16 protein-coding genes and 1 pseudogene are annotated in these 18,103 nt (G+C 57.9%); 5 read left to right on the top strand and 12 right to left on the bottom strand.

Annotation, left to right across the window (positions count from 1 at the left end; all coding sequences use genetic code 11):
* Positions 1-88: 88 nt before the first annotated feature.
* Entirely contained in the window at positions 89-2,227 is a 2,139-nt protein-coding gene (gene dcm / locus OJB03_RS15355; RefSeq protein WP_263788952.1) for a DNA (cytosine-5-)-methyltransferase, read from the bottom strand.
* A gap of 14 nt (positions 2,228-2,241) precedes the next feature.
* On the opposite strand from dcm, the gene OJB03_RS15350 reads away from it, so the two are divergent.
* The gene (locus OJB03_RS15350; RefSeq protein ID WP_263788950.1) at positions 2,242-2,685 is read left to right on the top strand and encodes a very short patch repair endonuclease; all 444 of its coding nucleotides are present in this window, start codon (positions 2,242-2,244) and stop codon (positions 2,683-2,685) included.
* 3 nt (positions 2,686-2,688) lie between these two features.
* Here OJB03_RS15350 and OJB03_RS15345 read toward each other — a convergent pair whose 3' ends face one another.
* The 11 genes and pseudogenes from OJB03_RS15345 to OJB03_RS15295 all read right to left on the bottom strand — a co-directional run bounded on the left by OJB03_RS15345 (position 2,689) and on the right by OJB03_RS15295 (position 10,379).
* Positions 2,689-3,021 (bottom strand): hypothetical protein, encoded by a 333-nt coding sequence (locus OJB03_RS15345; RefSeq protein ID WP_263788949.1) that lies wholly within the window; start codon positions 3,019-3,021, stop codon positions 2,689-2,691.
* A 162-nt stretch (positions 3,022-3,183) separates the two neighbouring features.
* Positions 3,184-3,690: a Uma2 family endonuclease gene (locus tag OJB03_RS15340; RefSeq protein WP_263788948.1), complete on the bottom strand. Its 507-nt coding sequence runs from the start codon at positions 3,688-3,690 to the stop codon at positions 3,184-3,186.
* Positions 3,691-3,804: 114 nt separating this feature from the next.
* Positions 3,805-4,035, bottom strand: a complete 231-nt coding sequence (locus OJB03_RS15335) for a hypothetical protein (RefSeq protein WP_263788947.1) — start codon at positions 4,033-4,035, stop codon at positions 3,805-3,807.
* On the bottom strand, positions 4,032-4,649 hold the full coding sequence (gene parA / locus OJB03_RS15330; RefSeq protein WP_263788946.1) for a ParA family partition ATPase: 618 nt from the start codon (positions 4,647-4,649) through the stop codon (positions 4,032-4,034). The genes OJB03_RS15335 and parA overlap by 4 nt, the downstream gene beginning before the upstream one ends.
* Before the next feature lie 324 nt (positions 4,650-4,973).
* On the bottom strand, positions 4,974-5,636 hold the full coding sequence (locus tag OJB03_RS15325; protein ID WP_263788945.1) for a hypothetical protein: 663 nt from the start codon (positions 5,634-5,636) through the stop codon (positions 4,974-4,976).
* A 41-nt stretch (positions 5,637-5,677) separates the two neighbouring features.
* Positions 5,678-5,863 (bottom strand): ribbon-helix-helix protein, CopG family, encoded by a 186-nt coding sequence (locus tag OJB03_RS15320; RefSeq protein ID WP_263788944.1) that lies wholly within the window; start codon positions 5,861-5,863, stop codon positions 5,678-5,680.
* A 32-nt stretch (positions 5,864-5,895) separates the two neighbouring features.
* A complete protein-coding gene (locus tag OJB03_RS15315; RefSeq protein WP_263788942.1) occupies positions 5,896-6,276 on the bottom strand; it encodes a hypothetical protein in 381 nt (126 codons plus the stop codon).
* A 307-nt stretch (positions 6,277-6,583) separates the two neighbouring features.
* Positions 6,584-6,961: a hypothetical protein gene (locus OJB03_RS15310; RefSeq protein WP_263788941.1), complete on the bottom strand. Its 378-nt coding sequence runs from the start codon at positions 6,959-6,961 to the stop codon at positions 6,584-6,586.
* Between the two features lie 11 nt (positions 6,962-6,972).
* Positions 6,973-7,251: a hypothetical protein gene (locus OJB03_RS15305; protein ID WP_263788940.1), complete on the bottom strand. Its 279-nt coding sequence runs from the start codon at positions 7,249-7,251 to the stop codon at positions 6,973-6,975.
* 221 nt (positions 7,252-7,472) lie between these two features.
* Positions 7,473-7,994 (bottom strand): annotated as a pseudogene (locus tag OJB03_RS15300) (antirestriction protein ArdA).
* A 114-nt stretch (positions 7,995-8,108) separates the two neighbouring features.
* Positions 8,109-10,379, bottom strand: a complete 2,271-nt coding sequence (locus tag OJB03_RS15295) for a hypothetical protein (RefSeq protein WP_263788938.1) — start codon at positions 10,377-10,379, stop codon at positions 8,109-8,111.
* A 2,097-nt stretch (positions 10,380-12,476) separates the two neighbouring features.
* Between OJB03_RS15295 and OJB03_RS15290 the strand changes: the two genes are divergently transcribed.
* The 4 genes from OJB03_RS15290 (at position 12,477) to OJB03_RS15275 (ending at position 18,048) form a co-directional block, all read left to right on the top strand.
* Positions 12,477-13,403, top strand: a complete 927-nt coding sequence (locus tag OJB03_RS15290) for a replication initiation protein (protein ID WP_263788936.1) — start codon at positions 12,477-12,479, stop codon at positions 13,401-13,403.
* Positions 13,404-13,485: 82 nt separating this feature from the next.
* Entirely contained in the window at positions 13,486-13,752 is a 267-nt protein-coding gene (locus tag OJB03_RS15285; protein WP_263788934.1) for a hypothetical protein, read from the top strand.
* Positions 13,753-13,971: 219 nt separating this feature from the next.
* The gene (locus tag OJB03_RS15280; RefSeq protein WP_263788933.1) at positions 13,972-14,472 is read left to right on the top strand and encodes a hypothetical protein; all 501 of its coding nucleotides are present in this window, start codon (positions 13,972-13,974) and stop codon (positions 14,470-14,472) included.
* Between the two features lie 450 nt (positions 14,473-14,922).
* Positions 14,923-18,048, top strand: coding sequence for a BspA family leucine-rich repeat surface protein (locus OJB03_RS15275; protein WP_263788931.1), 3,126 nt, complete (start codon positions 14,923-14,925; stop codon positions 18,046-18,048).
* Positions 18,049-18,103: the final 55 nt, after the last annotated feature.

The raw sequence follows: 18,103 nt of genomic DNA, 5'->3' as shown, positions 1-18,103 counted from the left end.
GAAACAAGGGACAGAAGAAGTACAGCTGCCGCAAGACACCGCTGGACAAAGGGCACCAATACAGTCACGAGAACTGAGTATCGAGGATTCAAACTGTCAACCAGTCCTGCAGCTCGTCAGGATCCTCTAAACGGTTGGTCCGGTGGACTTCATCGTGGCACACGTTGCAGAGGGTGACGAGGTTGTCCGCGTTATTCTCTCCACCCTCAACGTGCGGCCGGGTGTGGTGCACCTCAAGCTTAGTCCTCGGGCCATGAGGGTTTTTCTCTCCTCTGACGTAATCCCATCCGCACTTTCTGCATTCGTGACCATCCCGGTCCAGCACCTTCGACCTAACCATATCCTGGACGTCTCGATCGTGGGGTTCATCTTGCCTGTCTTCTTCCAAAATATATTCTCCCTGCTCCAGGTCGGGTCTACCGGTGTTACGAGTCCGAACCGGCCAGCCTTCCTCTGTTCTCAGCTCACGAACCCGCCGCGGCCACGACTGGGCACCATTGGCCACATACCGCAACTCTTCACCAGTTACCGGCTCTCCTACGTTCTCCCGGAAGAATTTCAGCAGGCGATCTTGGAGAGAACCATCCATGTTTCGAATCTTGTTGGCGGTCTTCCACCGCTCGGCGGCCTCCTCGTCCCGCTCGGTGTCAAGGAGAATGTAGTCGTCACGAGCCATTTCCTTAGCTCCATCGGGCACATCCGGCTCGAACAGATCACCCTCATATATCATCTCGCGGATTGTTATCCCGCTGTAGACCGGCCAACCATGCTCTTTCCGCAGTTCACGGATACGCCGTCCGTATTCCTTGATGCCTGCAACGGCTCCGAGCTCTTTCCCAGGAATGGGAGTTCGAGGAAAGCTGAGGAGGTACTTGAGAATTCGTTTCCTGCCGGACGTTGCATCAGGGAAGAGCGATTTCCCTATCTCCTTAATGGCTTCCTTCGCGTCAGCAAGTGCCTGAGTACTCTCTCTCAGCTCATCTCCACTCAGGTCGCTATCAACTTCCTCAGCTCGTTCTACAAGCCGGTTGCAAAGCTTCTGTATATCTTCTTTTGACATCTCACCGTTGGATTTGATAGAACCATTGGTACCGGAATGGACACCGATCGGGTCTTCTCTACGGGTGAGATCCTCGTCCGTGAAGAGCCTCGCTGCACTTGTAGCTACGTGAAATCCGAGACGAGGTGGCACCGCATTCCCAATCTGAGATGCAATTGAAGTTTTGCTGCCCTGAAAATCAAACCAATCGGGAAACGACTGAAATCGAGCAGCTTCGCGGTGGGTAATTGCCCGGTGCTGGCTGGGATGAAGAGATCTTCCCTTCTCCGGCTTGAAGAATTCCGTTCGGATCGTAAATGCTGGCCGATCCCACCACAGCCGACCGAAAATGTCAGTACCACCGGATGTCTTTCGCTTCCAGCAATCAGGAGTTATTTCAGGAGCCCGCTCTTGAAGGTCGTAGCGATTAGCTCCCTCTTCCTGTACGGTTATATACCTGCGAATACTCTTTGCGGTGGGACTACGGCTGAAATGCAAATCAAAAGGACCGGGCTCGTCTCTTACCTCGGTTCCAAGGGGCGGTGGGAGATCCCCGATGGCATCCCTTACCGTATTCCAGGGCTGCATCTCAGCTCCGTCATCGATCGTCATTTGCCTCTCTTTCGGGTTGAAGTGAGTCCGCTCCGGCGGAAAGTGCTCGGCCGGATCTCCGAGCTTACTCCCGATGATGAAGGCACGGGTCCGTGTCTGAGGCACCCCGTAGTTGGCTGCTACCAAGTCGGCCGATTCAACCTCGAATCCCAACTCTCGTGCTCGAGCCTTGATGTCATCATGCTCGGCAGATCCTAGAAGCTGCTGGACATTCTCCATGACGAAGACCTCAGCTCCCACCCGGTCGACCACTTCCATGTACGGCCGCCATAGTTGCTTCCTCGGGTCTCCTTCTTTGTCCTTGTTGAGCAAGCTGTAGCCCTGGCAAGGCGGTCCGCCGATTACAATGTCAGCGTCCGGAAACTCGACTCCTTCCTCCAGAAGGTCGACGATGTTACCATGAACACAATGATCTCCAAAGTTGGAGTTGTAGCTGGCAACTGAATCCTCGTCGAAGTCATTCGACCATACTGGTTCGAAAACAGGGTTGCCTTCGTCTGTGTGCACCTGAGTGAAACCAAGGGTGAACCCTCCACACCCTGAAAATAAGTCGATAAGTGCTACCGGTTCATTCATCCTCAACAGTACTAATGACTCAAGAATCGAACAGGGAGGACCCTCTCAGCCCGGAAGAACGAAGTGAGCTCATGTCTCGGATCAATTCCACCGAGACCGAGCCCGAGCAGCTCACGAGGAGCATACTACATCAAGCCGGTTACCGATTCAGGAAAAACGTGTCTGATCTTCCGGGTACGCCGGATGTCGTTCTTCCCAAGTACAATACGGTGATCTTCGTCCACGGCTGCTTCTGGCACCGCCATGACTGCCGGAAGGGACGGAGCATGCCGAATAGCAACACCCAGTCCTGGAAAGAGAAGTTTGAGCGCAACGTCGAACGTGACGGAAAGAATGAAGAGGCTCTCGAAGAGCTTGGGTGGCAGGTGCTTACCGTTTGGGAATGCGAGCTCAACGACGACGCGGTGGACACCCTCGAAGACATCATGCATGACCTGGACTCTCAGCTGGAGGACTGAAGGCTATTCGTCCACCTCCACCCACGTCCAGCAGTAAGCTCCGATGGGATATAGTTTGTGGCCGTCGAACGCCACGGCACCGAATTCCCTGGGTTCTTCGTACTCGTGATTGTGAAATGCAAAGGCATCCTCTTCGGGAATATACTCGGCCCAGTACTCCTCCTCGTGGTCGTACTGATCTTCCTGGCTGTAGTGCTCCGCAACTTGCTCGGCCACGTCCTTCTCGAAGTAGGGACACGCCCACCCGTTCCATGTGTCACCCTTCGTGTACCCGGAAAAAGTCGTATCCGGGTCAACGTCAGGATAAAACTCCGCCGCTTTCAGATTATCACTCATGGCTTTTTACGATCTTGCGATCTTAATTACGATTGTAAGATCACTCGTGTTTGCGGAGGTAGTCTTCAATCGCCTCTGTCGTCACTGCCTTCATGCTGCGCTCTTCTTCCATCAAGGCTTGCCGTTTGTGGAGCCTCTTTGACGCAACAGCGGAGTCAACGACTAACTGGCGACGCGAGACGGAAACTTGGGCGCGACTGCTGACTGCTCCATCTCCTCTTGCCCGAAGAACCGGATCTCTCCCTCATCTACAACCCATGTCTCCTCAGCGCCGGCCTCCCGGTAGAGCTTTCGCTTCTCTTCCATCTCGTCCCAATCGTTGGACTCGCTCATAACCTCGATGCAAATTTCCGGGGCGGTCGTCGGAGGGTCGCCAGCTCTTTCCATCTCCCGTATCTTGCTCTCGCTCGCCCACGTGACATCTGCCCGGCGCACTCCCTTCCTCGTGGTAATCGGGCACTCTGGGAATACCTCTCCTCCAGTGAGAACGGCGTCAAGCTTCTTCTGGATCGTGCGCTGGAGCTGAGAGTGGGAGAACTGGTGCGGGCTCAAGACAATCTGGCCTCTGTGGTTGGTCTCGACCTTGTATGGAAGATCGCTCAGAAGCGGGTCGCCCACAATCTCCTGCCACCGCTTCTGGTGCTGTGCTGGTGTAGTTGTGGTGGGCATAGCTCTGTGTGTCGATTCTTTAGTGCAGACCAAGCCCGACGACCGCCCGAATGATTCAAGCCTGAGTCATAAGATTGTACAATCGTACGGTCGTGCGACTGATCGCATGTGCGATCACTCGTGTTTGCGCAGGTAGTCCTCGATCGCCTCGGTCGTTACCGCCTTCATCGACCGCTCCTCCTCCATCAAGGCCTGCCGTTTGAGGCGCTTGTGCAAGCTCTTAGCGAGGTCCAGTGTGTACCTAACCGTCGCCTCCTCCACGTCGTCCGAGCGCACCTCATCCTCTAGGCTCTTGTCTGTGCGGCCGCGGTTGCGGCTCGCGTCGTCTGGGCTCAAATCACTCATAGCAGCTGCAGTACTTCATCCGTGAGACTGTTGATTTCGTCTTTCGCCTTCTTGTCGGTCAGGTCCAGGACGCTAGCGCCTCTTGTGACCGCCTTAGCGTAGGCCACGCGCTGGTTCGTGCGTCCGATGACAGGGAACGACAGGCCGCTCAGCGCCTCTTCAGCATCCGAGGAAAGGTTGGCGCCCACTACCGCCCGACTGACAACGAACGCCGCCTGAAGGCCTTCTGATGCCTCTTGGCGAGCTTCGATTAGGTCGACCAGCTCGCCCAGTGCCCACAGGTCTACACCGGCTGGTTGGACGGGAATCAGAATGAGGTCACACGCCTTGATTACCGACGCCGACATTCTCTCCACCTTGCCGGCGCCATCAACAACGGCGTAGTCGTAGCCTCGCACCTTGGGCAGTTCCTGGTGAACGCGAGGTCGGTCCACGCCGACCGTGTGCGGCGGGTCGATGTCGCCCGTTGCAGCCCAGTCACGAGCGGAGCCCTGCTTGTCCGTGTCGACCAGGATCACCTCATTGCCGCGCAGCTGAAGGGCCCGAGCAATGTTTGTGGATATTACCGTCTTGCCAGAGCCGCCCTTCTGAGAAAGGACGCCGATGCATTTCATGTCGGTCGCTTAATCGTATGATCTTAAGACAGTAAGATTGTACGATCGTACATCCGTAATGTCAACCAGCTCGTCGGCCCTCTCCGCGACGGCGGACTGCAGGTGGGCGATCTGCAGCTCAGCGTCCCACCCTCGCTGAGGTTTTGCATAGGCTAGCCGCAATCTCGCTGAGGTTTTGTTGTACTCACTGCCGATCTCGCTGAGGTTTTGTTGTACTCGGCTCCAGGCTTCAACACATCCACCCCTCTCAGAACGCGTCTGTGGCAGGTCAAAAGTTATCCACAGCCGGCTTCCGCGCTCGCTGAGGTTTTGTTGTACTCACGTTCAGTTGCAGATGAAGAGGTCCTGCTGGTCTTCATGCCGGCCACGGTTACTCTCCTGGCGTCGGGCAATCTCGCCGGTGTGGTGGCGGTGCTCATCTGGCTGGATAGCACTGACGACGGCCGCGATGAGGCGAGTGCGGGCGGTGTACTTGTCCGCGTTCCGTCGCAGCCAGTCCAGCGCAGCCTGCACCCTCGTGGCGCTCGAAAATTCGACCGCGAAGCTTGCATCGTCGTCTAGCTTGGAGGTGATGCTGACGCACCACCGGTCGCCACTGGTGCCTCTGTGTGGCCGGAGGTCCCATCGGTCTGTAAAGACCCGTTCGATGCCTTCCATCCCGGTTGCGTCCTCGATGCGGTCGTCGACCGGGAAGGCCTCGGGCAGGCTGCTGGTTGTCTCCTCCCTACGCGTTTCCCTCCACTCCGCGAGCCGGGTACCGAAGCCAGCCCGCTGCTCTTGAATGCTCTGCTCCTGGTTGTCGCGGCGCTCCTGCTTGGCCTCGCTCCAGGCCTTCTTCATGCCGATCGAGAGCCGATCGGTGTGTGGCCGGCCCTCGTCCATCTCCGAGGCGATCTTGTGCGCTCGCTGCGTGATCGCGCCGCGGTTCCAGCTGCCGTCGTCGTTGGTGTAGGTCGCCTCGGTGTTTGCTTCAGTGATTGCTTGCATAGGCTGCGTATGGGTAGGTGATGTGGTAGTGGGTGGAGTGGTTATTCTTCTTCCTCTTCCTCCTCGACGTAGCGGCGGAGGTCCTTCTGGTCAATGTCGTAGTGCTCGAGAATGGCTTCTTCGATGAGGGCTGTGCGGTCGGTGCGATACTCCTTGGCCTTCTCGTCGAGGATGTCGACGAGGTCGGAGTTGAGACGCATGTTGACCTGACGCGTGTTTTTCTTCATGGTGTAGATTGCTTTGGTTGAGTGGTTGAGCGTTACGCCTCGATCGGATCGAAGTAGGCCTCCTCTAAGTCGTCGCGGCGCACAATCACCTGCTGGTGCGGATGATCCTGCGCGCGCTCAACCGACTCTCTGATGTTATCAACAACATCCTGCAGCTCATCCAAACGGAGGTAAGATACTCCCTCCTCATACCCGTCTGACGTGACGACGAGAAACCACTCTTCAAATCCCTCCATCTCGATCAGCTGGTATGTCGTCCAGCTGGACGACGTGCCCTCACGAAGGCCACTGTCCTGTTTGTCGAATACCACCTCTAGATACTCTACAGCGTCGTTGTAATCTGTTACCGCGTTGGCAAGTGCCTTCGACTCAGTAAACCTATCGTATATGAGGTCCATCTCAGAGATAGCCATATGTCGTTGTCAGTTGTGTGTGTGTTTGCGGGCGTGTCTGCTTAGTGTGCTCTGTCCTACTATTGCTATACGACTGTGATTCGATCGTATAGTGGTCTTAACATCAACTTAAACGGTGGTGTCCTCTCACATGCGCGCCCGCAATTCCTTATCAAGGCGCAGTCCTGACGCCGAGTTATATCGAGTGCATCGTTTCATGGCGTGGATCAGTCTGCTGATTTGAGGGTTTGCATGAATCGTGTGAGTCGCTTGCTTGACCACAGCGCTCACGCGCTGCCCTAGGCTTCACGGCCTGGGGCTTTTGTGCTCAAAGGCGAAGGCGGTCTACTTGCTCAAGGACGGAGCCGCCGGTTTGCCAGTCGTAGTACCAGCGTCCTGACTCGGCTGCCACCACTCGCCCACCCGAGCGGGTGAGGATGTAGGGCGCGACGTCGCCTTTGATGCAGCGCGCACCGCCGGCGTCAACGTCGGCCCAGGGCAGCCACTCCCAGTGGTCCTCGAAATGGGAGCACGTCCGGTGAAGGAGCCTTGCCTGGGTGGAGGTCATCAGCCTGCTAAGCTCGGCCATGAAGGCGCTCACGTCGTCCTCAGAAGGCTCCCAGTCCATTCGGGCCATCAGTGAAAGGTCGGCGGGAGGCACCGTGCAGCGTCCGTGCAACTCTGCGAGCTTACTTGTGCGAGGCATGGGGCGTGGGGTTAAAGGTTCGAGGTCTGGCGGGCGGCGCGGACAGCATCTATCATCCGCATGTCCTCGCTGACGCCAGTCGCTCCGTCCCACACCAGCTCGTCCTCGCTGTTGTAGCAGTAAACCACTACCCCAAACTCGCCCTGGTTGGCCGAGTCGTCTGGAAGGGTGGTTATCTCGACTTCGTAGTCGCAACCTCGGCTGTTGTAGATCGGGGTGTGTGCTGCGCGAAAACCGTCTCGGACAGCGTCGTGGGCGTTGTCTTGCGCGTCGTGCATTTGGTAGCTCATTGGAGTGTGTCTGTCTGTGTGAGATCGCTTCCTTGCTTGACCACACACTAACACGTACGATATACGAACGTGTTGCGACCGTATATCAGTCTTCACACTTCCTTGTGCGGCGGTATCCTCTTGCACGCGCCCGTTCCTTACTAAGCACCAGGCTGACCGAAACAGAAAAGCCCGCCCTGAACTTCAGGACGGGCCGCTTGGGTGGAAAGGAAGAGGGCGCTCTAGTGGGCGTTGAAGATCACCACGACACCGAAGGAAATCTCCATCACGTCGATGTCGCCATTCAGCTCAGCGTCGTGGGCGAAGGCTTCAGCGTCGAAGTATTGCTGGGGCAGGTCCTCCGTCCAGCCGGACATCTCGGCGTGCTCGTGCGCCCATTCCTCGACGGAGGTGTACACGTCGCGCAGCCGGTCATTGATGTCGTGCTCTCAGCAAGCGGGCGAGCACTCCTTCCAGTACGGCAGCTGAAAGTATGCCTCCACGACATCGTTGTTGAAGGCGTTGAGCAGCTCCGCGTAGGCGGCGACCGTGCCCAGGTCCATGTGCTCACTGTAGAGCGACTCCGGAAGGCCGTCGTAGTCGTGGATGGCGTACTCCTCAACGCTCCACTCGGCCAGGAGCGCGTCGATGGCGTCGAGGATGTCGCCCTCGTTGTCGTGAGGGCCAACCGATATCCATTCTCCCTGGAGCTGGCCGCGGTTGTAGGCGTGGAGGTCTGCGATGTAGAGCTTGATCGTGTCCATTGTGTTGTGTCTGTGTGAGTGAGTTTGCTTGCTTGACCACTCACCTACACAGACGATATACACTTGCGTTTTGACCGTATAGCAGTCTTCACACGAGCAACACTAAATGTTGCCTCAGGCCGCAGAGGCTGCGGCGTTTCGCTGGGCCCATTTCCACTCTGCCTTCGAAAACCCTTCCTCGAGGGCTTGCTGCATGCCTGTAGGCACCTCGCCTTCGCGGACGCGGCGCTTCCTCTCCAGGCGTGCCTGAACAGCCTTCTCTTCAGGTGATGTGGCTCCAGTAGTCGCGCCCGACGATGTTTTTGAGGTTTCCTTCCGACTTCGGCCGGTCGAGGAGTCGGATGGATCCGTGCCCTCGCATGTAGTGCCCGAAGTGGTTGCGGACTGCTCGGGCGACACTTGGGCGGACCCAGATGGCGTCCTCTCGCTCTTCGCTCCACCTGGGCCCGTCGTCCCATTCGCAGAGCCAGCGCCGGACTTCCCGCCGTTTGGCGACGTAGGCGACTTTGAAGGCTTCTCCAGCTGGTTCTGCGCGGATGGGTCCTTCGATGTCGTGGTATCGCATGTCTCAGTGTCGTTGGTCTCAGTATTGTTGGAGTTGTGTCCTTCAAAGGGCTTCTCTTCCAGTTCCGCGCGGTGGAAACCCGAAATGAGGCGGGCCATCTGCACCGCCTCCTCCGGGATCTCTCCGAGCACAACCGCGCCATCATGCTCGTTCCGCAGAAACTCGTACTCGAAGTCGTCCTGGATGAGGGCGAGGGCGTGCATGAACGCCGACTCTGAGCCCTGCAACCGGCTGGTGGCGAAGCCCGCTTTCTGATTATAGCGGCTAATCTCTTCGTCCTCGCCGTTGCTGTCTGCGAGACGTGTGTCGTGAATGCTGAACGGAAGGGAACAGGGATTGCTCACGAAGTAGCCAAACTGGCTGCCGTGCTGTCCCGCCTCTGTCCAGTATTCGTCTACGAGCCAATCTCTCCAGGCGTCCAGCTCTTCTGCCATCTCGCCATAGGCGTCCTGGAGGATGGAGTAGACCTCTTCCGGATCGTCGTATACGATCTCGTCGTCGTCAGCCCAGTCGCGGGCAACGGCCGCCATCGTCGGCAGCTCTTTGTAGACAGCGCGGTGCCAGGCCGCCTCTCCCGACTCGTTTTCGAACTGGTAGAGCTGGCTGAAATCAGGGTCGTCGTCATCGTCTTTTATGCCGGAGAGCACCTTGCCCTTCGCCGCTCCCAGTGCAGCCGCGTAGGTGTCGTGGTTGAAGCCGGCGCCGAACTTCACCGAGTGTTCGGGCCGCTTCCAGCGGTCGCGGTAGATTCCATGCTCGTCGGCGAGCGCGTCTTTGCCGCCGGCCTCGATGTAGCCTTTGATCGCCGACAAGTTGAGGTCCGCGCCCATGCTTACCGCCATCTCCATCTCCTGGATGATCGCTTCCGTCTGGCTGGACTTGATGTCGACGTTCCGGTAGTGAACAGTGCCTTTTGCGGCGGCGGCTTTCATCTCCTCAGAGGCGTTCTGAAGGCCGCAGATGCAGGTCAAACGCCCGCTCCCCGGTTGCACCTCGTAGGCCGTCTCGTACTCGCAGATGCCCTCAGGCTGGTCCTCAGCCTCCTCCAGGCCCTGGGCGATGATGTCCGCCCAGATCCTCGCGTCCTGCCGCCAGCGCGACTCTGCCCGCTCCTTCTCCCGCCCGGCCTTGCAGACCGTCTCGCGGGCGTCGCTGAGCCGCTTCTGCTCCGATTCAGAGAGGCTTTTGCCCTCCTCCAGGATCTGGCCTTTCAGCTGATCGAGCTCCGCCTGCAGCCGGTCGTAGCGCTCCTGCGCGGCCTGTTTCTCAGCCTCCAAGCGGTCGAGGTGGTTTTCGGCGGCGGCCTTGTTGACAACGTCTCGTTGGCCGCGCAGGCGCTTGAGCGTCTTGTAGATGAAGGTCGAGCGCTGCTCCCAAGAGTGCTCCCCATCGTAGGTCAGCGCCGTCTGAAACCCGCTCCGAAGCCGCTTGCCGTCGATCAGGTTGTACCGAGTTTTGTACTCGTAGCCGTTTTCCAGAGCGCCGTCCAGGCGCCGCATGAGGTCCTCTACGAGGCGGAACTCTCGAGACCGACCAACCCCTTCCTCGCGGTAGATGTAGTCGCTCACCGCCAGCAGCTCACCCTCGACGGACTCCCAGATGTCCTCCGTCCTTGTTGGCACATCGACTCCCTCGGCCTCGCGGCAGGCCTGCTTGAGTAGCCCGTGGGACAGAGGCACGCCGTCGCCGTACCGATCCGGCATCCGCGTCTGGCAGTAGTACACGTGGGCGAACACGTGGCGGAGAACAGGCCGGTACTCCTCACTCACGTCGGCCGCGTCGAAGGCTTCATCGAACGCGTCCAGAACCGGTTTCGGCACAGGCACTTTAGAGCGAAGGGAGCCACTAAAGTGGTTTTTTGACATGGACTCAGACCCACCTAAATCGTCGTCTGCAGACGCTGAGCCTGAATCTTCCGCGTCGTCGTCGGGGCTATTGCCATACCCTAGTGCCCCGCCACGTTTGTGCCTCGTAGGACTCGCAGCGGTCTGGCCTCCGGATGTCCCGGCCCCTGGGCGGGTCTCATCCAGCCTCATCCTCAATCCTTGTTCAGTCGTCGTGTCGGTCGTCGTCTTAGCCGCGGTGCCATAGTCGATGCCCAGGTTGTCGCAGAGCTTCGCCGCGTCGGTTACAGCCGTCCCGACCTCGATTCCAGTCTGTCCTCGTCTCCACTCTCCATCCACCTTCCCTGGATTCACGCTGAAGGTGAGAACGCTTTGGACAGAGTTGGGCTCTTTCCACGCTACGTCTTCTGCTCGGCCGGACACGGCGTTGCTCTTGTACGCGCTCCCGTCCGGGCCTACGCGGTCGGCAAGAAGAAGACAGAGCTCCGTCCAAGCTCTCTTGTCCTCGCCCTCTGGACAGGACTTCACGATCGTCGTGAGTCGTGATGCCAGCTCTGATACTCGAGCTTCACGGTCTCGGGGAACCCAATCGTCGTCGCGAGTTGAATTGTGGTGCATTACCCGGTGGCTTTCTTTAGTCGATTCTAGCGTCTAGCGGTTGGTCTCTTCGGCCGTTTCTGGCGTCTAGTTGACTTCCGTAGTCTATCTGGGTATGCTCGGCAGCTGGAACTGCCGAACTTTTTTTTAAGGCTTAAGAGGGGCCGTCTTCCTGCCAGGGAGGACGGCCTTTTTTTTATATCTCTCCTCGCTCTAAGTATGTGTCCGATTGAAGAGTGCCTGTGCTGAACGTCTCTAAATCCCTGCTCAGGGTCAGCTGAGGGCAAAAAAAGAAGGGCCCTCAGCAGGACTTCGCACCACGTGGGAAGCGTCAAGCAGTCTCACTACAGAGAAAGTGAGACGCTCAACGTGTGGTACGAGTCCCTGCTCAGGGCCCTCGCGTATCCACAGTATGTCAGATTCTCCTCTGTTGCCGTCCACCGCTGCGTTCGGTTCCCACGCCTAGTTGCAGGCGGTAATGGAAAATTCTTCTATCTTTAGCGGACGATGCGTGTTTCAAAAGGCTGTCTTTTATACCTGTGTCGCACTTCCACTAGCTACCTCCTGATCTGAATGTAAGTCGGTCCTGACATGCTGACGGTGGGCCATGGTTCTATCAGGAGAACTCTCATTTTCCATTATTGCAGTCCTAGATGGCCGCTTTTGCCAGAGTCTATGCTCAACCTAGACTCAAAGAAAATGGGCATTTCTCTACGCAGGAGTGAAGCTTCTAGACCTCCACTTCACGGCTGATAGCGCCAGGAGTGCTTCTTCCAACCGGGTGCTGCCTGAATTTTTCCGCGTACATAGGCATTAGAGCCTCTATGATTAGAACAGCGGTCAGTGACGCTTTCCTATGGTGTTTTTTCTACGGAAAGTCTCGTCTGCAAAAACGGAATTAGTGTGGTGAGACGGCTGATTACATCCGTTGAGTAAGAACTGGTGACGACTGCCTCTTGTCGACGTGAGGTTGCTGTAGATTCCTCTTTTCCTGCGGGTTGCTCAGACTTCTCGTCGTGCGATGAGAGCTCAACTACCGCTGATGAGAGACCATCCTTTCGGTTATAGAGAGCCAGTGTCCTCGGCTTTGGCCTTTGTTTTCAGGTGTGCTTTTCCTCGTAAAGCTCTTCACGCGCATTAACAGTATTACTTCGTTAGACACATTAAAACATTATAGAGTCGCGTAAGACACTGAGCGCCATATATTTATTGATACGAGTTGTTAGCGCATTGGTAAGAACTGTTAGCTCGTTGGTAAGAACTGTTAGCTCGTTGGTAGAGAGGTATTAGCTTGTTGGTAAATAACTGTTAGCTCATTGGTAGCAGCGCGCTCTAACTGTTAACGCATTGGTAGAAGCTGTTAGCTCATTGGTAGCAACCGCTCGCAGGCCAGTGTCTGGTGGCATCTGTGGACGCTCAAGGGTATGTTTTCTTCCCTTTTCCACCGTCTGATACCAAATCTCTAACAGTTCAGCCATGGAGGGCGCCTCCGGGGAAATGATCGTCAAAGCCAACCGTCTGGTCCAGGCCAAGATGCCCTTATCACGGGTTGAGCACCGGATCGTCGGGATGCTCATCTCACAGCTGGACCGAGACGACAAGGAGTTCAGTTTCCAGCGGCTCTACATCAAGGATCTGATGGACCAGTCCGGGGTCTTCTCCAACAACCTATACGGTCTCGCGGAGGACATCTGCAAGAGCCTCCTCGAAAAAAAGCTGGAGATCAAGAAGTACGACAAAAACGGGAAGCGGGAATACCGAGGCGTCAGCCTCATGGACGAGTGCCGCTACAAGGAGAATGATGCTTACATCAGGGCAAAGTTCAACGACTCGATGGAGCCGTTTCTTCTCCAGCTCAAGAAGCGGTTTACGATGTACGAGGCTGGGTACTTCCTTCCGCTCGGGAGTAAGCACTCGATGCGGATCTACGAGCTACTCAAGATGCGAGAGGACATTTCCATTCTCCGCATGACCGTTGAGGAGCTTAGAGACATTCTTGGGGTGACCGACAGCTACGAGTACTTTTCACAGCTGAAGGCCCACGTCATCGAGAATGCCCGGGAAGAGATCCAGGAGAAGACCGACATCCACTTCACCTACGATGTCGAGCGGGAAGGCCGGACGGCGAAGCGGGTTAAGTTCTTCATCCATCAAGGCGGGGAGGAGCGGCCCGAGAAGCCAAAGATGGAGGACCGGACGGAGGTGCCCAACATTGACGTAATGGATGTCTTTCTCTCGGATCTGACTCAGGAGCAAATTGACGCCCTGAGCCAAGAGCGGTTGGGCAAGCTCCACAAGCGGGCCGTCCAGCAGGCCGAGCAAGAGGTCCCAAACCGATCGAAGTCCGTGAAGCAGTCGGTCACCCTCCAGCGGATGAAGACCCTCTGGGAACGCGTGAGGTAGCATAAGGCCGTCCTCCAGACCACTGTCCCTTCCGATTTGATATCCCTCTTGGCCGCTGCACCGCCGCTTCCGCGCCGCTCGGATGTCCACGACTGCTGGCAATCCTTCCAACTCTGGCAATCCTTCTAATTCCAAGAGCGACGCTCCCGATTCCAGAGACGACGCGCCCGCCAATCAGCGCGCCAGCGGGCACCCCGTCGATCCGAGCGAGAAAGATCTGAGCAAGGAGGAGCTCAAAGCTGGGCTTCAGAGGAAGTGGTGGGGATCGAGGCTAGGCCGTCTCCTCTGGCTTTTTCTGGCCGCGATGAACCTCTACCTTGCCTACCTGATCGTTTCGATGGTGACCTGAGGCTCGGCGGAACCGTGAGCCTGCCACCAGACCTGAAACGCCGGTTTAAAGGAGAGACGCAGAAGAAGACTTCAGCCCCGGTTTGCCGTGAAGGATCCGACCTGGATATGTCTTGGGCGCTCGGAGCGGGACCCAACTGATTGGCTTACCCTCACGAGGGCAAGCGGTTTGCCCGAACGGGGCACGTCCCTTGGCTTGAAAAGCAAAACAGCATCAGCCATGCACAGCCTTCTACACTTGAACGCTCCACGTCTGCTCATCGGAGCGTTTCTTTCGGCCGTATTTCTTTCGGCCGCATCACCAGCAGTCGCTCAAAGAAGCTTTCTGGCGAATCCCTATCTGACGAGCCCCTCTCTGGAGAACTCTTCTCCAGTGGGTCCTTCCCTGACTGCCCGCGGCATCGCGTTTGAGCTCCGCCACGGCAGTCCAGGCGCCAGGCTGCCACCACCTCGGCAGGCGGGGACCGGGGACAAGACCCTGCATGCGCTTGTCAGCATGGGCATTGTTATCGGTGCCTACTACGGGAGCAGAGAAGTTGTCGGCTGGCCGCACCGCACGTCCCTCATGGCGGCTGGCGGGAGTGCTCTTGCGGCGGGGCTTTTGAAGGAGCTGTACGACCGCTCGAAGATCGGCAATCGGTTCAGCAGAGCGGACATGGTCTTCAATGCAGTCGGGACAGGCGTGGGGATAGGCGTTGTGGTCGGCCTGAGAGGAAGCTAGCGGTTTGGTCGTAAGACCAGCCTCACCGGGCCACGAGCCCGCTTCAGAGACCTGGGAAAGGCACTGAAAAGCGAAAAGGGTTGCCTGTGATGGGCGCACAGGGAAGATCAAAGGCTCATGCTCTGACTCCGTGGCCTGTGCTCCGAGGTAGTCCACTTCCGTGGTTGAGTCTCGGGTTCCCTCCAATGGATAAAAACCCTCCGGGAGGGCGCCCGATGGCGGGTGTCTATCTTCGAGGATGCCGGAGCACTTTTCGTTCGCCCATATTCTTTCTATAATGTAAGGCCCAAATAAAACTCTTCAACTCAGCCTGTGCTGAGGCAATCACCTGCCGTGAAGAAAGCGGCACTGAGAGCTACGTGGAGTGCAGGTCTTCCACGAATGTCGGTCAGGGTGGCCTTACTGCCACCATTTGCTTCGCGTAGCTTTGACTACACAGGTTCAGCATACATGACGCGTCTTTTGCGCCTCTGCGCTCCTCTTTCTACCGCACTTCTGCTTGGGGTTGCATTCAGCCCGTCTTCTACTCAGGCCCAGGACGCATTTATCACTACCTGGGAGACGACCTCCCCAGACCTATCGATTACGATTCCGACCGAGTCCGAAGACATCTCCGGCTACGACTTCCAGGTCGATTGGGGCGATGGGACGACCGAGACCTATTCTGGACTGGACCCAGACCCGAACCATTCTTACAAAGAGGCCGGGACCTACACGGTCAAGATCAGCGGCACTTTCCCGCGGATCTACCTGAATGCGGGCCGCTTTGGCGGTGGAGATCAAGCCAACGCCCGGCGGCTCCAGACAATCGAGCAGTGGGGAGACATACGGTGGGAAAGTATGGCATTTGCCTTCGCGGGAGCAGAAAACATGACCTACAACGCAGTCGACATGCCGAACCTGTCGGGTGTGACTGACATGAGTTTTATGTTCGATGGCGCCGCCAGCTTTAATGGGGACATCGAGAGATGGAATGTCTCCAACGTGAACAACATGACTGCCATGTTTAGAGGCGCAACCAGCTTCAATCAAGACATCGGCGAGTGGGACGTCTCCGCTGTCACGGACATGGGCTTCATGTTCAATGAAGCTACCAGCTTCAATGGGGACATCGAGAAGTGGGACGTCTCCGCCGCACGAGACATGGGGTCTATGTTCAATAATGCTGAAAGCTTCAACAGAGACATCGGCTCCTGGGATGTCTCCAACGTGACTACCATGTCCTTCATGTTTGCTGTCGCCACCAGCTTCAATCAGGACATCGGTGAATGGGACGTCTCTGCCGTAAGAAGCATGGGGTCCATGTTCAGCAACGCCGATAGCTTCAACGGGGACATCAGTTCGTGGAATGTCTCCAGCGTGGGAGGAATGAGCAATATGTTCGAGGACGCCAAAAGCTTCGACCGGGACATTGGCTCTTGGAGTGTCTCCAACGTCACCAAAATGAGGTACATGTTCAAAGATGCCATAAGATTTGACAGAGACATCGGCTCTTGGGACGTCTCCAGCGTGACTGATATGAGGTTCATGTTCGGCGGCGCCGTAAGCTTCAACGGAGACGTAAGCGGATGGGACGTCTCTAGGGTGACCAACATGCGCGGAATGTTCGATGGAGCCATAAGCTTCAATAGGCACATCGGCTCATGGGATGTCTCCAATGTGACTAACATGGCTGCTATGTTCAGGGGCGCCACTGACTTCGATAGGGATATCAGCTCGTGGGATATCTCCAGCGTAGACGATTCTAAGGACTTTGACGACTCCTTCGAGAGTTTCCTGGCAGGCGGGGCAAAACTGTCTTCAGAGAACTACGACGCACTTTTGACCAGATGGGCCCAGCTGGACCTAACCGACGACCTGACATTTGACGCCGGCCAGAGCCAGTATACCTCCAGCGCGGAATCAGCACGCCAGTCGATCATCGAGGAAGAGGGCTGGACGATCAATGACGGAGGTCTCACTGAACGGGCAACGCCATCAGCGCCGAGCGGGCTGACAGCCAATGTGGAGGGCCAGCACGTCCTCCTCTCCTGGAGCGCATCGGCATCGGATGACCTAGCCGGCTACCGCCTGTACCGCTCCGTAGGCCAGGCGCCGGACACAAGCGGCGCGGGGCTCACGGAAGGCCCGGTCTCGGCCACTAGCTTCACCGACACCACCGCCACCGAAAACCGCACGTACCGCTACGGGGTCACGGCTGTGGACACGGCCGGCAATCAGAGCGGTCTTTCCGGCGTGGCCAGCGTCTTCCTCTACCCGCAAGAGGTCACTGCCTCCGCCAGCCGCACGTTTGGCGGGGCCACCGACTCGACCAGCTACCGGCTGGTGGCCCTTCCGGGGCAACCTGATCGCTCCTTGGCCGACGTCGTGAGCGGAGAGGCCGGCAGCCAGTGGCAGGCCTATTACGACGATGGCTCCGAGAGCGATTACTTCGTGGAGTTCGACAGGTCGGAGACGTTCGACTTCCGGAAGGGCAACGGTTTTTGGCTAACCGCCACCAGCGAGTGGACCTTCGAGGAGCCGATCTCGGCGGTGAACCTGCGGGGAGACTCCGCTACGGCGATCGGGCTGCGAGAAGGGTGGAACGTTGTGTCTAATCCCTTCGGCGAAGACGTAGACTGGGCCGCCGTCGAAAATGCGACCAGCGGGGACCTGCAGCCGATCTGGTCGTTTGGCGGGACGTTCGACTCGACGGATACGTTCGCGTCGGCGGCTACCGGCGAGGCCTACTACTTCTTCAACGGCAAGAGCGGGCGGGACTCGCTGGTGATTCCCTACCCCGGCGCGCCGGGAAGCGCGGCCTCATCCGAGATGTCGAAGGAGAAGGAGGGGGAGCCAGCAATGCTAGCCCTCACGGCGACGCCGGTCCGCGCGGAAGGCGCAGCCGGCTCGACCATTCAGGTAGGGCTCCGTGAGGGCGCGAGGCCTGGCATTGGTCCGGAGGACCTGATCGCCCCGCCAAGCCGCTTTGCGAAAACGAGCCTGCGGATAAAGGCATCTGAGAAAGCTTCAAGCGAGGCTGAGTCGAAGCGCACCCGTACCCTCATGGCCGAGCGCCGGCCGGTGGAGGGCGGTGGGGAGACCTTTGCCTTGCGCCTGTCGAGCCAGGCTGGCGGCCCGATCACACTTGGCGCCGAGCACCTCGGCGCGGCCGAGGGCCGGTCGGTGATTCTCCTCCACCCTGCGGCCGGAAAGACCTACGATCTTCGGCAGAAGGAAGCTATCGAGATCGACCTGGAGGGCGAGACTGCTCAGCTCAAGCTCGCGGTCGGCACCGACGGCTACGTCGAGAGCGAGACGGATAAGGTTCTGCCGGAGGAGGTGCGCCTGACCTCCTACCCGAACCCGGTCCGGAGGCAAGCGACCGTCGAGTACGCCCTGCCAGAGGCCGGGGAAGTCAGCCTCCAGGTCTACGACGTGCTCGGGCGCCGGGTCGCCACCTTGGAGCAGGGCCGGAAGGAGGCCGGGCGTCACCGAGCAGACCTCCGGGCCAGCCAACTCTCCAGTGGGGTGTACTTCGGCCGGCTGGAGGCCGGTGGACAGACCCGGACCCGGAAGATCACCGTCGTGCGCTGAGGCGCTTTTCGCTTCACTCTCTCGACCGGCTCGTCTTACTGACGAATTTGTCTCA

This window comes from Salinibacter grassmerensis (assembly GCF_947077765.1).
GTDB lineage: Bacteria > Bacteroidota > Rhodothermia > Rhodothermales > Salinibacteraceae > Salinibacter > Salinibacter grassmerensis.
This window is presented reverse-complemented; position numbering and strand designations above follow the sequence as displayed.

Excerpts from the sequence above, each read along its gene's own strand:
- dcm (WP_263788952.1), bottom strand. The coding sequence starts at position 2,227 with ATGAATGAACCGGTAGCACTTATCGACTTATTTTCAGGGTGTGGAGGG.
- OJB03_RS15350 (WP_263788950.1), top strand. The coding sequence starts at position 2,242 with ATGACTCAAGAATCGAACAGGGAGGACCCTCTCAGCCCGGAAGAACGA.
- OJB03_RS15345 (WP_263788949.1), bottom strand. The coding sequence starts at position 3,021 with ATGAGTGATAATCTGAAAGCGGCGGAGTTTTATCCTGACGTTGACCCG.
- OJB03_RS15340 (WP_263788948.1), bottom strand. The coding sequence starts at position 3,690 with ATGCCCACCACAACTACACCAGCACAGCACCAGAAGCGGTGGCAGGAG.
- OJB03_RS15335 (WP_263788947.1), bottom strand. The coding sequence starts at position 4,035 with ATGAGTGATTTGAGCCCAGACGACGCGAGCCGCAACCGCGGCCGCACA.
- parA (WP_263788946.1), bottom strand. The coding sequence starts at position 4,649 with ATGAAATGCATCGGCGTCCTTTCTCAGAAGGGCGGCTCTGGCAAGACG.
- OJB03_RS15325 (WP_263788945.1), bottom strand. The coding sequence starts at position 5,636 with ATGCAAGCAATCACTGAAGCAAACACCGAGGCGACCTACACCAACGAC.
- OJB03_RS15320 (WP_263788944.1), bottom strand. The coding sequence starts at position 5,863 with ATGAAGAAAAACACGCGTCAGGTCAACATGCGTCTCAACTCCGACCTC.
- OJB03_RS15315 (WP_263788942.1), bottom strand. The coding sequence starts at position 6,276 with ATGGCTATCTCTGAGATGGACCTCATATACGATAGGTTTACTGAGTCG.
- OJB03_RS15310 (WP_263788941.1), bottom strand. The coding sequence starts at position 6,961 with ATGCCTCGCACAAGTAAGCTCGCAGAGTTGCACGGACGCTGCACGGTG.
- OJB03_RS15305 (WP_263788940.1), bottom strand. The coding sequence starts at position 7,251 with ATGAGCTACCAAATGCACGACGCGCAAGACAACGCCCACGACGCTGTC.
- OJB03_RS15290 (WP_263788936.1), top strand. The coding sequence starts at position 12,477 with ATGGAGGGCGCCTCCGGGGAAATGATCGTCAAAGCCAACCGTCTGGTC.
- OJB03_RS15285 (WP_263788934.1), top strand. The coding sequence starts at position 13,486 with ATGTCCACGACTGCTGGCAATCCTTCCAACTCTGGCAATCCTTCTAAT.
- OJB03_RS15280 (WP_263788933.1), top strand. The coding sequence starts at position 13,972 with ATGCACAGCCTTCTACACTTGAACGCTCCACGTCTGCTCATCGGAGCG.
- OJB03_RS15275 (WP_263788931.1), top strand. The coding sequence starts at position 14,923 with ATGACGCGTCTTTTGCGCCTCTGCGCTCCTCTTTCTACCGCACTTCTG.